Raw genomic sequence first — 13379 nt, 5'->3', positions numbered from 1 at the left:
GCTATTCTTTTCAGAAATTTGTGAACAGAGTAGCTCCGCGCGCCGGGGACGGCATCCGATCGTCCGCGCCCGGATGAAGCGGTGTCGGTCCGCCCACATCACGTCGCCGGGATCCCGACGAGTGCCTATGGTCCCATCCATGAGCTGGTGGCACGCCCTGATCATCTTCGTCGCCGGGGTGTGGGCGGGCACCATCAACGCGGTGGTCGGGTCCGGCACGCTGGTGACCTTCCCGGTGCTCGTCGCGCTGGGGTATCCGCCGGTTACGGCGACCACGTCCAACGCGGTCGGGCTCGCGCCGGGCACCATCAGCGGGGCCTACGGTTACCGGGCCGAACTCGCCGGGTACTGGCCGCAGGTGGTGCGGTTCGCGATCTCCTCGTTCTTCGGCGCGATCGGCGGCACGGTGCTGCTGCTCACCCTGCCGCGCAACGCCTTCGAGGCGATCGTCCCGGTGCTGGTCGGGCTCGCCGTCGTGCTGGTGATCGTGCAGCCCAAGGTCGCGAAATGGGTCCAGGGCCGCCGGGCCGCCAACGGCAAGGAACACACGCCCGGGCCGCTGCTGTTCGGGCTGCTGTTCGTGATCGGCATCTACGGCGGCTACTTCACCGCGGCACAGGGCGTGATGATGATGGCCGTGCTGGGCATGCTGCTCTCGGAACCCCTGCAGCGGCTCAACGGCGTGAAGAACGCGCTTTCCGCGGTGATCAACGTGGTGGCCGGCGTGATCTACGCGTGCATCGCCCCGGTCAGCTGGCCGGTGATCGGCCTGCTCGCGCTCGGATCCACGATCGGCGGGCAGCTCGGCGCGAAGATCGGCCGGAAACTGCCGCCCGCCGTGCTGCGTGGCGTGATCGTGGTGATCGGGCTGGCCGCGGTGGTGCAGCTGGTGCTCAAATAGCCGCGAACTCCCGCGCCGCGGCCAGGAGCTGATCGTTCTCCTCCGGCGTGCCGATGGTCACCCGGGCCCCGTCGCCGGCGAACGGGCGCACGATCAGCTTGTGGTCCAGCATGTGCTCGGCGAAGGCGACAGTGCGCTCGCCGAGCGGGAACCACACGAAGTTCGCCTGGGACGGCGGGATCTCGTAACCCATCTCCAGCAACGCGTTCCGCACCCGTTCGCGCTCGGCGATGATGTCCCGGCAGCGCGCGAGCAGCTCGTCCGCCGCGTCCAGCGAGGCAATGGCGGCGATCTGCGCGAGCGAATTCACCGAGAACGCGACGTATACCTGCTGCAGCGCCTGCGCGATCGGCTCCGGGGCCACCGCGTAGCCGACCCGCAGCCCGGCCAGCCCGTACGCCTTGGAGAACGTGCGCAGCACCGCGACGTTGTCCCGGGTGCGCGTGAACTCGACGCCGTCGGGCACCTCGGAATCGGTGACGAATTCCTTGTACGCCTCGTCAAGCACCACCAGTACATGCGGCGGCACGGCGTCGAGGAAACGCTCGATCTCCTTGGCGTGCAGCGCGGTGCCGGTGGGGTTGTTCGGATTGCAGACGAAGACCAGCTTCGTCCGCTCGGTGATGGCGGCCAGCATCGCGTCGAGGTCGAGACCGTGCGCCGGAGTGAGTGGGACCTTCACGCCCACCGCGTGCGCCACCTGGGCCACGATCGGGTAAGCCTCGAACGAGCGCCAGGCGAACAGCGCTTCGTCGCCCGGCCTGCAGACCGCCTGGATCATCTGCTGGCACAGCGACACCGAACCGCAGCCGATGGCGAGCCGCTCCTGCGGCACGTCCAGCTCCTGCGAGAGCCGCTCACGAAGCGCCTGCGCCCCGTTGTCCGGGTAGCGGTTCACCGTGGTCAGCGCGGCGGTCACGGCCTGCTGCACGCTGGGCAGCGGCCCGCCGGGCACCTCGTTGCTCGCGAGCTTGATAGCGCCTTCGATCGTCCGGCCGGGGACGTACTTCGGCAACGATTCGAGGTCGGAACGCGGGCTGAGAGACGGCATCGTCGGTCTCCTGGGGCTAGCTGGGACAGCGCGGTCACCGTATCTCGCCTCGGCCGATCCGCAAAGGTTCCCCATATTCACCCGGAGGTGATTGCATGAGGCGATGACGTCGACGACCACCGTGGATCACCAGCGTACCGACGGCCACAGTGTGCGCCTGACCTTCGCCGAGCCGGAAGGTGCCGTCCGCGGTGGCCTGATCGTGCTGCACGAGGGGCACGGCGTGACCGACGGGGTGTTACTGCTGGTCAAGAGCCTGGCCGGGGAGGGCTGGCTCACCGTCACCCCGCACCTCGCCGGGGACGAGGGGCTGACCCGGCAGGATCTGCTCGACGCCACCGACCTCACCCTGGAATGGCTCCTCGACCACGGTGTCGACGCGGACCTGCGCGGGGTCGTCGGCTTCGATCTCGGTGGCACGGCGGCGTTGCTGGTCGCGTCGCACCGCAAGCTCGGCGCGGCGGTCAGCGTCGGCGGGCAGGCGGTCGCCGAGCTGCCCCGGCTGGTCGCGATCGCCGGCCGGGTGACCAGCCCGTGGCTGGGCATGTTCGGCGACGCCGGGGACGCCGCCGGCGAGGCCGAGGTGGAGCAGCTGCGGGAGGCCGCTGCGACCGCGAAGGTGGCCACCAACGTCGTCCGCTACCCGGGCGCGAACCACCGCTTCGACGCCGATCCGGAAGCTGCGCAGGAAGCCTGGCAGCGCACGCTCGACTGGTTCGACGCGCACTTGCGCTGAGCGCTTGCCGGTGGTGCCGGTCACAGTTAATTTCTGTGCGTGACGCCGAATCCCGATGTGCCCGAAGTGCTCTGGCGGCCCGCGCCCGAACAGGTCGCCGACACCAGGATCGAGGCCTTCCGCGACTGGTTGCGCGCGAACCGTGACACCGATCTCGCCGGCTACGCCGAGCTGTGGCGCTACTCCGTGGAGCACATCCCGGAGTTCTGGGCCGCGGTCGCGGAATTCTTCGGTGTGCGCTGGTACGACCAGCCGCACACGGTGCTGTCCGGCGCCATGCCGGCGGCGAAGTGGTTCGAGGGCGGCACGCTCAACTACGCCGAGCACGCCCTCCGCCCCGGGGTCGCCGGAGCGTCGAAGGACGATGACGAGCCGGCCGTCATCTTCCATCGCGAGGACGGGTTCACCGAGCAGCTGACCTACGGCGATCTCCGCGCGCAGGTCGCCGCGGCGCGCGCCGGACTGGTCGCGCTCGGCGTCGGCAAGGGCGACCGTGTGGTGGCCCTCGCGCCGAACTGCCCGCAGACCCTGATCGCCTTTCTCGCCACGGCTTCGCTCGGCGCGATCTGGTCGTGCTGTTCCCCGGATTTCGGGATCCGGGCGATCGCCGAGCGGTTCACCCAGATCGAGCCGAAGGTCCTGATCGCGGTGAACGGATACGTCTACGGCGGGCGTTCGTTCGACATTCGCGACACAGTCCGGCAGTTGCAGGCACGGATTCCGTCGTTGTCGGCCACGGTGCTGGTGAATTACGTCGGTGAAGGGACCATCGAGGGCACGATCGGCTGGCGTGCGTGGCTCGCCGAGCACTGCGGCGGTGCGCTCGCGTATGAGCCGGTGGACTTCGCGCATCCGTTGTGGGTGCTGTACTCCTCGGGCACGACCGGGCTGCCGAAGGGGATCGTGCAGGGCCACGGCGGCATCGTCGTCGAGCACCTCAAGACACTTGGCCTGCAGCAAGGACTCGGGCCGGGGGATCGGTTCTTCTGGTTCACCACCACCGGCTGGATGATGTGGAACCTGCTCGTCTCCGGCCTCACCGTCGGCGCGACCATCGTGGCCTACGACGGCAGTCCCGGGTATCCCGACCTGAATGTGTTGTGGCACTTGGCCGAACAGCACCGGATCAGCTACTTCGGCACGTCCGCGCCGTTCGTGCAGAGCTGTCTCAAGGCCCGGTTGAAACCGGCCGAGCGGTACGACCTGAGTGCGCTGCGCGTCCTGGGCTCGACCGGTTCTCCGCTGGCGGTGGAGGGATTCCGGTGGATCGCCCGGGAAATCGGTGAGTCGGTGCAGATCTGCTCGGTTTCCGGAGGGACCGACCTGTGCGCGGCGCTCGTCGGGGCGGCGCCGGACGTCGCGGTGTGGCTGGGCGAGCTGTCCTGCCCGATGCTGGGTGCCGCGGTGGCGGCGTTCGACGAGCAGGGCGAACCGGTCGTCGAGGAGGTCGGCGAACTGGTGATCACCGAGCCGATGCCGTCGATGCCGGTGTTCTTCTGGGCCGATCCGGACGGCTCCCGGCTGCGCGAGGCGTATTTCGAGCGGTACCCGGGGGTCTGGCGGCACGGGGACTGGATCCGGTTCACCCGGCGCGGCTCCGCGGTGATCTACGGCCGCAGCGACTCCACGCTCAACCGTGGCGGCGTGCGGATGGGCACGGCCGAGTTCTACCGGGTGGTGGAGGCCTTCGACCAGGTTGCCGACTCGCTGGTGGTGGACACCTCGGCGGTCGGCAACGAGGACGGCAGGCTGCTCTGTTTCCTGGTGCTCACCCCCGGCGTCACCCTCGCCGAAATCGAGCCGGACCTGCGGAAAGAACTGCGCAACGCACTGTCGCCGCGACATGTGCCGGACCGTTTCGTGGTGGTCGCCGAAATTCCCCGTACCTTGAGCGGTAAGAAATGTGAGGTACCGGTGAAGCGGATACTCTCCGGAGTCGCGCCGGAGAGTGCGGTGAGCAGGGACGCGCTGGCCAATCCGGCGGCGCTGACACCGTTCGTGGAGTTCGCCGTGGAGTGAGGGAAAACGGGGGAAGCATGGCTGGGCCGTACGTGTTGCACGCGTGGTGACGGGGACTCGCGGGCAGCACACCTGGCAGGTGGCGGGAACCACGTCGGTCGTGGCGATCACGTGGATCACCCGGCTCGCCGGGCTGGCGACGATCGTCGCGGTGGTGTTCCCGGCGGGCCGCGATCTGCGTGGTCACCTGGCGGAATGGCTGGAACTTCCGCAGGAGGCGACGACCGCCGCCGCTGCCGTGTCGATCGTGACCGGGGTGCTGCTGATCCTGCTCGCAGCCGGGCTGCGCCGGCGCAAGCGCCGCGCGTGGCAGCTCGCGGTGGGCTTCACCGCGCTGCTGACCTTGGCGCACCTGGGTTTGCGGCACGTGTTCGGCGCGGGCGTGGTCACGGTGCTGCTGCTGATCGGCTTGCTCGCCACCCGGCCGTACTTCATCGCCCGCCCGGACCCGACGGTCGGGCGGTGGCGGGCTGTCCGGGTCCTGGCGCAGCTGCTGCTGTCCGGTTTCGTGATCAACGTGCTGCTGCTTTCGGCGGCCTCGCCGCGGATGCTCGATCCGCTGAGCTTCCCGCAGCGGCTCGCGCAGTCCGCGCTGGCGCTGTCCGGGGTCAGCGGCCCCGCGGTGTTCCACGCGGAATGGCTGGAGGACCTGTCCGCGACCGTCGGCTTGGTCTTCAGCCTCGGCGGGGTGCTGCTGGCCGCGTATTTCCTGCTGCGCTCGGCAGAACCCGCACCGGAGCTGTCGGACGAGGAGCTGTCCCGGCTGCACGCATTGCTGACCGAACACGGGGAACGGGACTCGCTCGGCTATTTCGCATTGCGCCGGGACAAGTTCGCGGTGTTCTCCAAGTCGGGAAAGGCGGCGGTCACCTTCCGGGTGATCGCCGGCGTCGCCCTGACCTCGGCCGACCCGCTCGGCGACCACGAGGCCTGGCCCGGGGCGATCGAGGAATACCTGGAGATCTGCCGCCGCAACGCCTGGCTGCCCGCCGCGATGGGCGCGTCCGAACTCGGCGCCACGGTGTGGGCGCGGTTCGGCCTGGATGTGCTGGAAATAGGGGACGAGGCCATCGTCGACACCCAGACGTTCACTTTGGACGGCCGGACCATGCGCGGCGTGCGGCAGGCCACTTCGCGAACCAAACGGGCCGGGTACAAAGTGCTCGTGCGCCGCGCCGAAACCCTGCGCCAAGAGGAATTACACGAACTGGCGGAGCTGGCCGCCGCCTGGCGCGGCACCGAGACCGAACGTGGTTTCTCGATGGCCCTCGGCCGGATGGGCGATGCCGGTTCCGTACTGGTCACCGCGGAACAGGACGGCCGTACGCGCGGCGTCCTGCAGTTCGTACCGTGGGGCGAGAAGGGCCTTTCGCTGGACGTGATGCGCCGGGACCGCGACGTGGACAACGGCGTGAACGAACTGATGATCTCGGAATTGCTGCTGTACTCACGTGATCACGGAATCGATCATGTGTCGCTGAACTTCGCCGCCTTCCGCGCCCTGATGGAACAGGGCAGACGGATCGGCGCCGGCCCCGTCGCCCGGATGTCGGCGAAGGCGCTGCACTTCTTCTCCCGCTGGATCCAGATCGAGAGCCTGTACCGATTCAATGCCAAGTTCCGCCCCCGCTGGGTCCCTCGCTACCTCGTGTACCCCGGCGTGAGTTCGCTGCCCCGAGTCGGCATCGCCACCTTCGAAGCCGAAGGCCTCGGCGGCCGTTCGCCCTGGCTGCGCCGCCTGCTGCACCGTTGAGGGGGGTGGCTTCGCAGTGGTCGGGGCAGGTGTGTAACCTATCTGAGCAGTGGTCGTTCGGACCCAGGAGGCTTCGCCTAGTCTGGTCTATGGCGCCGCACTGCTAATGCGGTTGGGGGTAACCCCCCCTCCCGGGTTCAAATCCCGGAGCCTCCGCTGGTTCCTGCTCCGGCAGGTGCTAGGTTACAACTGAACACGCGCCCGTAGCTCAGCTGGATAGAGCATCTGACTACGGATCAGAAGGTCAGGGGTTCGAATCCCTTCGGGCGCACGTCTGGTCGAGACAGTATATCAAGAAACCTCCTGGCGACAGGGGGTTTCTTGCTGTATGACCCTGTCGAGGCGGAACATCCCCGTCGCCAGGGCACACGGCTTCGCCCTCCTGGTCTTCGCGCGGTGTTCGAGCAGTGGAGCGATGTCCTTGATCGTGCTCGTATTGATCAATTCGTCCTTGATGGCAGGCGTCCGGACGTTGCCGATCGCTGCTTGAACCGGGGCGCGCCAGGCGCCGGTCCCCATCCCGTCGGCCTCCCTGACGTCAGGTCGACGGATGAACGAGAAGGCTTCCACATCTAGGTGAAGACGAGGACCCATCCTGGCGCTTCTCGAACATACGTTCTATCATTGGATCCTGGATGAAAGGGGGTCTCAGGATGGAACAGGGGTGCGGTCGAGGGGTTGTCCACAGGCGTGACGCGCGCCACCCTTCCCTGGGTTCACGGGCAGATGTCGAAATTTTCCGACGATCCTTCGGTCAAGACCGGTCTCCATGTTGTGTTCGTGCATGATCTGGCGATACGAGGATGACCTGTCGGCTGAACGCGTTGCCGTATGAGAAGGTATGTACACAGCCCGCATCACACCTGTGGGCAGGTCTGTGGATAACTGGTGAGGAGGGACATCATGGCAGACGTGCGAGACGTCGCCGCTTACATTCTCGGTCGGCGCGGCCCGATGACGGCGATGAAGCTTCAGAAGCTCGTGTACTACAGCCAAGCTTGGCACCTGGTCTGGGAAGAAGAGCCCCTCTTCACCGAACGTATCGAAGCTTGGGCCAATGGTCCGGTTGTCCGTAAGCTGTACGGGGAGCACCGTCAGCGCTGGGAGCTGCAGGCTGGCGAGAAACTCGGGGGCGATCCGTCACGCCTCACCGACAGCGAGTCCGAGACCGTTGACATCGTCCTGGACTCGTATGGTGACAAGGCTGCTCACTGGCTCAGTGAGTTGACGCATCGCGAGGCTCCTTGGCGAGATGCGCGGAAGAATGCGGGGCTCAATGACGGTCAGCGTGGTGATGCTGAAATCACACGAGCCTCGATGTACGAGTACTACGACAGCCTGACAAGCGAAGCCGCCGAGGAAGTGTGAGCCGGAAAGGCACACCGAGGGCGAAGGTGCAGCCGAGGAACGAGCGAACACCCCGCGCGATCGCTGTCGGTGCAATATGGCAAGGCAAGAAGCCTCGGAAAGAATTCACACCCTCTGAACCAGACTCGAAGCTGGTAATCCTCTTCAGCCGGGTTGACGTTGGTGGGCCGTGGTGCCTGACGGATATCAGCAAATCAGATCACGCAGGCCTCCTCGATCGCATACGGGGGTTCGAGTCGATGACCGTCTACCAGGTCTTTAGCGGTAATGGTTTGGGCAAAACCTACCCTCTGCCGCTGCCCAACGAGCAAGCCAACGACCGGTTGAGCGAGCTTGAGTACGACGACCGCGACGAGATCAACTGTTTGCGAATTGCAGGGGAACGACGGCTGTACGGCTTCAAGGAACAGTCCAGGTTCTATGCGTTGTGGTGGGATCCGCACCACGAGATCTGGCCGAGCCGCAAAAAGCACACTTAGGCAGGATCGGCGTGCCTTGATTTCACCACGTACTTGATCATTGGCCTGCCTTTCCCCCGCACGTTCCCCGTCGGCCGGGCCGACCGCAGCCACAGGCCATTGTGGACAACGACGGCCGCACGGCGAGCCCAAAAGATCCCTTCTGTGTCGGCAAAGCAACTGAGACTACTTCCGCCACCGGCCCGCTGTCAGACTGGCGGCTGGAGTGGATGCGCTCGACCCGATCGAAGGTGAGGCGGAACGCGAGATGACCGACGGCTACTGGACCGGACCGCTGCCGGACGCGCTGGTCGAGGAGTGGTTGTCCGACAAGGAGTTGTACGTCGAGATGCGGGACGGCGTCCGGCTGTCCACCGACGTGCACGTCCCGCGGGGGGTCGCCGGGCCGTTTCCGGCGGTGCTGGTGCGGACGCCGTACGACAAGGACGTCGCCGAAGGTATCGTCCGGATGCGGTGGGTCGAGTTCTTTCTTCGCCAGGGTTACGCGGTGGTGGTGCAGAACGAGCGCGGGCATTTCCTGTCCCAAGGGTCGTTCGACGACTACCTGCAGGGTGCCGGTACGGACGGCTTCGACACCGTCGAGTGGATCGTTCGGCAGAGCTGGTCGAACGGCAAAGTCGGCACCATCGGCTGTTCCAGTTCGGCGGAGCACCAGTTGCCCATGGCGGCCGGTAACCATCCGGCGCACGCGGCGATGATTCCGTGCGCTTCGGGCACCGCGGTGGGCGACGTCGACGGGAACGACACGCGTGGGCAGTTCTACCGCGGCGGAATCCCGATGCTCCGGTTGTGGGCGATGTGGTACGGGAAGCTGGCGGTGACCGAGCGCCCGGTGCTGCCGCAGCCGTCCACACAGGACGCGCGGCAGCGGTTGCGCACCTTCTTCTCGATGTCGGCGCGACGCGGCTTCGTGCCGGACACCGTGCAGAAATTGACGCACCTGCCGAGCCAGGACGTGCTGCGGCAGTCAGGCGGCCCCCGCTCTCCGTTCGACAAGTACATCACCTGGACGCCGGCGGATCCGGGCTGGGACGAAGTCGCGCACATCGGTGCGGGCGACCATCCGCGAGTGCCCGCTCTGCACGTCAACACCTGGCACGACATCGGCGCGGGCGAGACCGCGCGGCTGTTCACCTACCTTCAGGGCCTCGGTGTCGCTGAGCAATACCTCATCATGGGGCCTGGCCCGCACTGCCTGGTCTGGCAGGACCCGCCGTATCTCATGACCAAGGCGGACGCCAAGGAACTGCTCGGCGGGCTTTCCGCGATCGAGATCCAGGACATGCCCGCGCCGGACCTGTCGAAGCTCCGCTTCGGCGATCTCGAAGCGGGGGACGCGCGCTACCGAGGGGTCGATCACGGGTACCCGAAGCTGTTCCTGGCCTGGTTCGAGCGCTGGCTGAAGGGCGCGGACAACGACACCTCGGCCATGCCGAAGGTCCAGGCGTATGTCATGAACCAGGGCTGGGTGCACGGCGAGCGGTGGCCCCTGCCCGAAGTGGTCGAGACCACGTACTTCCTGGCGCCGGACCCGGGCGCTCGGCTCCGGAACCAGGCGGGGATGCTCTCGACCGAGGCTCCGGAAGGAGAGCAGGCCGACACCTTCGTGTACGACCCGTTGGATCCGACGCCGAGTCTCGGCGGTGGCTGCTGCGCGTTCGCCGCCGCCCTCGATCAGCGCCCGATCTCGGTGCGCCGGGATGTGCTCGTGTACAGCACGCCGCCACTGGAAAAGGCCGTGACGGTGGTCGGCCCGATCACGGTGGAGCTGTTCGTCTCCTCGTCCGCGCGGGACACCGATTTCATCGTCCGGCTCGTCGACGTCCACCCGGACGGCACGGCTATCAACCTTGCCGACGACGGGTTCCGGATGCGCTACCGGGACGGATTCGATACCAAGCATCTCCTGCGCGCAGGGGAGATCTACCGGATCTCGCTGCCGAACATGGTCACCGGCAACTGCTTCCGCGCCGGGCACCGGATCCGGATCGAGGTCTCCTCCAGTTCCTTCCCGAACTACGAGCGCAACCTCAACACCGGCGGCAACAACTTCGACGAAACCGAAGCGGTCGTCGCGGAGAACACCGTCCACTATGGATCTGTACACCCGTCGCGGGTCGTCTTCCCGATCCTGCCGCAGCGCGATGCCTGAGCCACGCGATCCCGGGGCGGGGCTGACCGAGCAGCTGGCGGGCCTCCCGGGCGGACGGAATATCCGCTACGTCACGGGTGGGGAGGAAGGCCCGCTCGTGCTCCTGGAGTGCGGGCTGGGCAACACGGCGGGCACCTGGGTGACCGTGCAGCGGCACCTCTCCGCCACCTGCCGGACCATCGCGTACGACCGGGCGGGGATCGGGGGCAGTGATCGGGACGGGCGCTCGCGGTCCCTGGCCCGCCTGGCCGAAGATCTGGCGGCTTTCCTTGATGTGCTTGACCTCGGAGAGCCTGTCGTGCTCGTCGGCCACAGCTGGGGCGGTCCGCTCGTCCGGCTGCTGGCCGAGCGCCGTCCGGAGCACGTCCGCGCACTCATGCTGGTCGATCCGACGATCACGGCGGCGAAGAAGTGGCTCCGCGTCGTGCGACCGCTCTACCTCAGGCTGATGTGGACAGTCAGGATGGGTGGCCGGGAAAGGCTTTTGCGGTCCTACCGCACGGGAAGCTGGGCACAGGAGATGTCACCGCAGGACCTCGATGTGGCCCTGGCCGACTTTATGACCCGCGCGAACTTGCGGACCAGCTGGCAGGAGATTCGCGCGCAGAGCGAGTCGTGGCCCGACCTGGTCGCCCTGGAATCGATGCCGAGCGCGGTGCCCATCCGGTTTCTCGTCGGCGGGGATCGGCCGGAGGCGCTGCGCACGGTCATGACGGAAGGCTGCGCGCGGATCGCCGCCCTCAGCCGGTGGGGCAGCACCGTCGTGGTCGGGGAAGCCGGGCATTCGATCCCGCAGGAACGTCCGGCCCGGACCGCGGGCGAAATCGAGAAGTTTATCCGCGAACTGCCGCCGGCATAGGATCATCCGCCTGCTGGACCGCTCCGTGCGGGAATCCCGACGCCACCAGGCGCATGTGGCTCTCGACGAGCCGCATGAACTCGGCAATGGGTGCCGAGACCCGGGATCCACGCCGGGTGATCAGCGCGAACGCGTCGTACATCCGCGGTGCGAACGAGCAGGTGCTGATGTTGCCCGGGAATGCCGCTGACTTGGTGACGGCCTGCGGCACATAGGTGTTTCCGAGCCCGTGCGCCACGAGCTGGAGCGCCGTTTCGAGGTGTTCGACCTCGATCCGCCCCTCGATGCTCAGGCCGAGCGCCTGCGTGCGGGCCGCGAGCTGACGCCGCGTGGGATCCTCGAACGCATACTGCGTCTCGTACAGCACGATGGGCCTACGGACGAAATCTTCGACCGACACGGGCTGCCGGGTACTCGCGGGATCCGCGCTGGCGAAGAGCACCTCGTCTCTGGCGACCGGGCGGACACTCAAGCCGGTGTCGTCGATGGGGAGCACGACGAGCGCGGCTTCGAGTTCGCCTTCGCGTACGTCGTCCGCGGTCACCGAGGAGTTACGGCCGCGCACGCGCAGTTTGATTCCCGGAAAACGGGTCACGAACTCCTTGATCAAATCGGCGAATTGGTAATGGGCCGGGGCGCCGAAAGCACCAAAGGTCATTGTTCCGCTCCGCAGGGTTCGCAGATCGGCCACGCTCTCCTCGGCTTCCTCGCTGGCCGCGATCACCCGCTGCGCGTAGACGGCGAACTCGGCGCCCGCGTCGGTCAGCCGGAGCCCACGGCCCAGCCGGACGAAAAGCTGGACGCCGAGATGCCGTTCGAGCTGCCGAATCTGATCCGCTACCGCAGGCTGGGTGAGGTGCATATGGGCGGCGACGGCGGTGAAAGACCCGAGGTCGATGGCGCTGAGGAAGTATCGGAGCTGGCGAAGAGTCAAAAGATCTCCTTTTGCATAACCAAGGTATTGGATGCTACCACTTGGGTCAGTGACGTGGAACACTCAGCTGATTCCTCGGGTGAACCCCGTATTCGGAGACCGGAAATTCGGCGTGCGGACGGCGTCCCGACCGCGGAGACGGAGATAAAAACGTGAGCCTGGATGGTGTGGTCGTCGCCGGCAGTCACAACGCGGCAATCGGGCTTCCGGCGGCATGGCGGCTGCTGGCCGCCGGAGAATCGGCCCTCGATGCCGTCGAAGCGGCGACCAGGCTCGTGGAGGACAACGAAGCGGACCACTCGGTCGGATACGCCGGCTACCCGAACCTGGTCGGTGAGGTCGAACTGGACGCTTCGATCATGGACGGCCGCGATCGCCGGGTGGGTGCCGTCGGAGCGCTCAAGGGACACCGGCACCCGGTGAGCGTTGCGCGTGCGGTCATGGAGCAGCTTCCCCATGCATTCCTGGTCGGTGCAGGTGCCGCTCGGTTCGCCGCCGACCTCGGGTTGCCGGCCGAAGACCTCCTGACCGAGGAGACGCGTCGCATTTGGAGAGACGGGATCGAAGGCAAGTTCCCCGGCCGGCTGGAGCTCTTCCGCGAGCCGCTCGCGCGGTTGACCGCGCTGGCCGCGGACCCCATGCACGTGGCGGGCACGGTGAACGTCGTCGCGCGGGACGCCCGGGGGCACGTGGCAGCCGCGGTCAGCACGAGCGGCTGGGCTTGGAAGCACCCCGGGCGCGTCGGCGATTCACCGGTCGTCGGGGCCGGCATCTACGCCGACGACCGGCACGGCGCGGTCGGGTGCACCGGCCTGGGTGAGCTTTCGATCCGCGCCGGGCTCGCGCGCGACCTGATCTCGCGGCTGGCGGGCGGGCAGGATCTGACGGCGGCGGGACGTGCCGTGCTCGACGACATGGCGCCGATGGCCGCGCAGGTCGGGCCTTCGGCGGTAATGAACGTCCTCGCGCTCGATCGCGACGGCGCTGCCTTGTCGTTCAGCACCACACCGGATGCGCACTTCGTCGTCATGCGCGACGGCCACACCGAGCCGGAGAAGATCCCGAGCGTGTACGTCGAGTGGCCCGGTCAAGAGCCACCAGCAAGCGACGAGCGAGGTGCGTAGGCT

General features: G+C 67.2%; 12 protein-coding genes and 2 tRNA genes. 11 read left to right on the top strand and 3 right to left on the bottom strand.

Annotated elements, in window-relative coordinates; genetic code table 11:
* The first annotated feature begins 139 nt into the window (after positions 1-139).
* The gene (locus tag ATK36_RS15170; protein WP_098512066.1) at positions 140-901 is read left to right on the top strand and encodes a sulfite exporter TauE/SafE family protein; all 762 of its coding nucleotides are present in this window, start codon (positions 140-142) and stop codon (positions 899-901) included.
* Here the strand turns inward: ATK36_RS15170 and hisC are convergent.
* Entirely contained in the window at positions 894-1952 is a 1059-nt protein-coding gene (gene hisC / locus ATK36_RS15165) for a histidinol-phosphate transaminase (protein WP_098512064.1), read from the bottom strand. The two genes, ATK36_RS15170 and hisC, sit on opposite strands and share 8 nt — an antisense overlap.
* Positions 1953-2055: 103 nt before the next feature.
* On the opposite strand from hisC, the gene ATK36_RS15160 reads away from it, so the two are divergent.
* The 5 genes from ATK36_RS15160 (at position 2056) to ATK36_RS15140 (ending at position 6731) form a co-directional block, all read left to right on the top strand.
* Complete coding sequence (locus tag ATK36_RS15160) at positions 2056-2688, top strand: dienelactone hydrolase family protein (protein WP_098512063.1); 633 nt, start codon at positions 2056-2058, stop codon at positions 2686-2688.
* Positions 2689-2727: 39 nt separating this feature from the next.
* Positions 2728-4707 carry an acetoacetate--CoA ligase gene (locus ATK36_RS15155; protein ID WP_098512061.1) on the top strand — a complete coding sequence of 660 codons (1980 nt, stop codon included), beginning with the start codon at positions 2728-2730 and terminating at the stop codon, positions 4705-4707.
* Between the two features lie 43 nt (positions 4708-4750).
* Positions 4751-6460 (top strand): phosphatidylglycerol lysyltransferase domain-containing protein, encoded by a 1710-nt coding sequence (locus tag ATK36_RS15150; RefSeq protein WP_098512060.1) that lies wholly within the window; start codon positions 4751-4753, stop codon positions 6458-6460.
* 66 nt (positions 6461-6526) lie between these two features.
* Positions 6527-6616 (top strand) — tRNA-Ser (locus ATK36_RS15145).
* A 41-nt stretch (positions 6617-6657) separates the two neighbouring features.
* Positions 6658-6731: transfer RNA gene (locus ATK36_RS15140), tRNA-Arg, on the top strand.
* A 20-nt stretch (positions 6732-6751) separates the two neighbouring features.
* On the opposite strand, the gene ATK36_RS15135 is transcribed toward ATK36_RS15140, so the two are convergent.
* A complete protein-coding gene (locus tag ATK36_RS15135; RefSeq protein ID WP_141544445.1) occupies positions 6752-6979 on the bottom strand; it encodes a hypothetical protein in 228 nt (75 codons plus the stop codon).
* A gap of 384 nt (positions 6980-7363) precedes the next feature.
* On the opposite strand from ATK36_RS15135, the gene ATK36_RS15130 reads away from it, so the two are divergent.
* The 4 genes from ATK36_RS15130 to ATK36_RS15115 all read left to right on the top strand — a co-directional run bounded on the left by ATK36_RS15130 (position 7364) and on the right by ATK36_RS15115 (position 11318).
* Positions 7364-7828, top strand: a complete 465-nt coding sequence (locus tag ATK36_RS15130) for a Panacea domain-containing protein (protein ID WP_098514907.1) — start codon at positions 7364-7366, stop codon at positions 7826-7828.
* Positions 7829-8067: 239 nt separating this feature from the next.
* The gene (locus ATK36_RS15125; protein ID WP_141544444.1) at positions 8068-8307 is read left to right on the top strand and encodes a hypothetical protein; all 240 of its coding nucleotides are present in this window, start codon (positions 8068-8070) and stop codon (positions 8305-8307) included.
* A gap of 205 nt (positions 8308-8512) precedes the next feature.
* Positions 8513-10459: a CocE/NonD family hydrolase gene (locus tag ATK36_RS15120; protein ID WP_098512055.1), complete on the top strand. Its 1947-nt coding sequence runs from the start codon at positions 8513-8515 to the stop codon at positions 10457-10459.
* On the top strand, positions 10452-11318 hold the full coding sequence (locus tag ATK36_RS15115) for an alpha/beta fold hydrolase (protein WP_170069744.1): 867 nt from the start codon (positions 10452-10454) through the stop codon (positions 11316-11318). Before ATK36_RS15120 ends, ATK36_RS15115 begins: the two co-directional genes overlap by 8 nt.
* Here the strand turns inward: ATK36_RS15115 and ATK36_RS15110 are convergent.
* On the bottom strand, positions 11293-12315 hold the full coding sequence (locus ATK36_RS15110; RefSeq protein ID WP_098512052.1) for a LysR family transcriptional regulator: 1023 nt from the start codon (positions 12313-12315) through the stop codon (positions 11293-11295). The genes ATK36_RS15115 and ATK36_RS15110 overlap by 26 nt on opposite strands.
* A gap of 89 nt (positions 12316-12404) precedes the next feature.
* On the opposite strand from ATK36_RS15110, the gene ATK36_RS15105 reads away from it, so the two are divergent.
* Entirely contained in the window at positions 12405-13376 is a 972-nt protein-coding gene (locus ATK36_RS15105; protein WP_098512051.1) for an isoaspartyl peptidase/L-asparaginase, read from the top strand.
* Positions 13377-13379 lie beyond the last annotated feature (3 nt).

Source organism: Amycolatopsis sulphurea (genome assembly GCF_002564045.1).
Taxonomy (GTDB): domain Bacteria; phylum Actinomycetota; class Actinomycetes; order Mycobacteriales; family Pseudonocardiaceae; genus Amycolatopsis; species Amycolatopsis sulphurea.
Note: the sequence above shows the minus strand (reverse complement) of the source record. Positions and strands in the feature narration are given on the sequence as shown.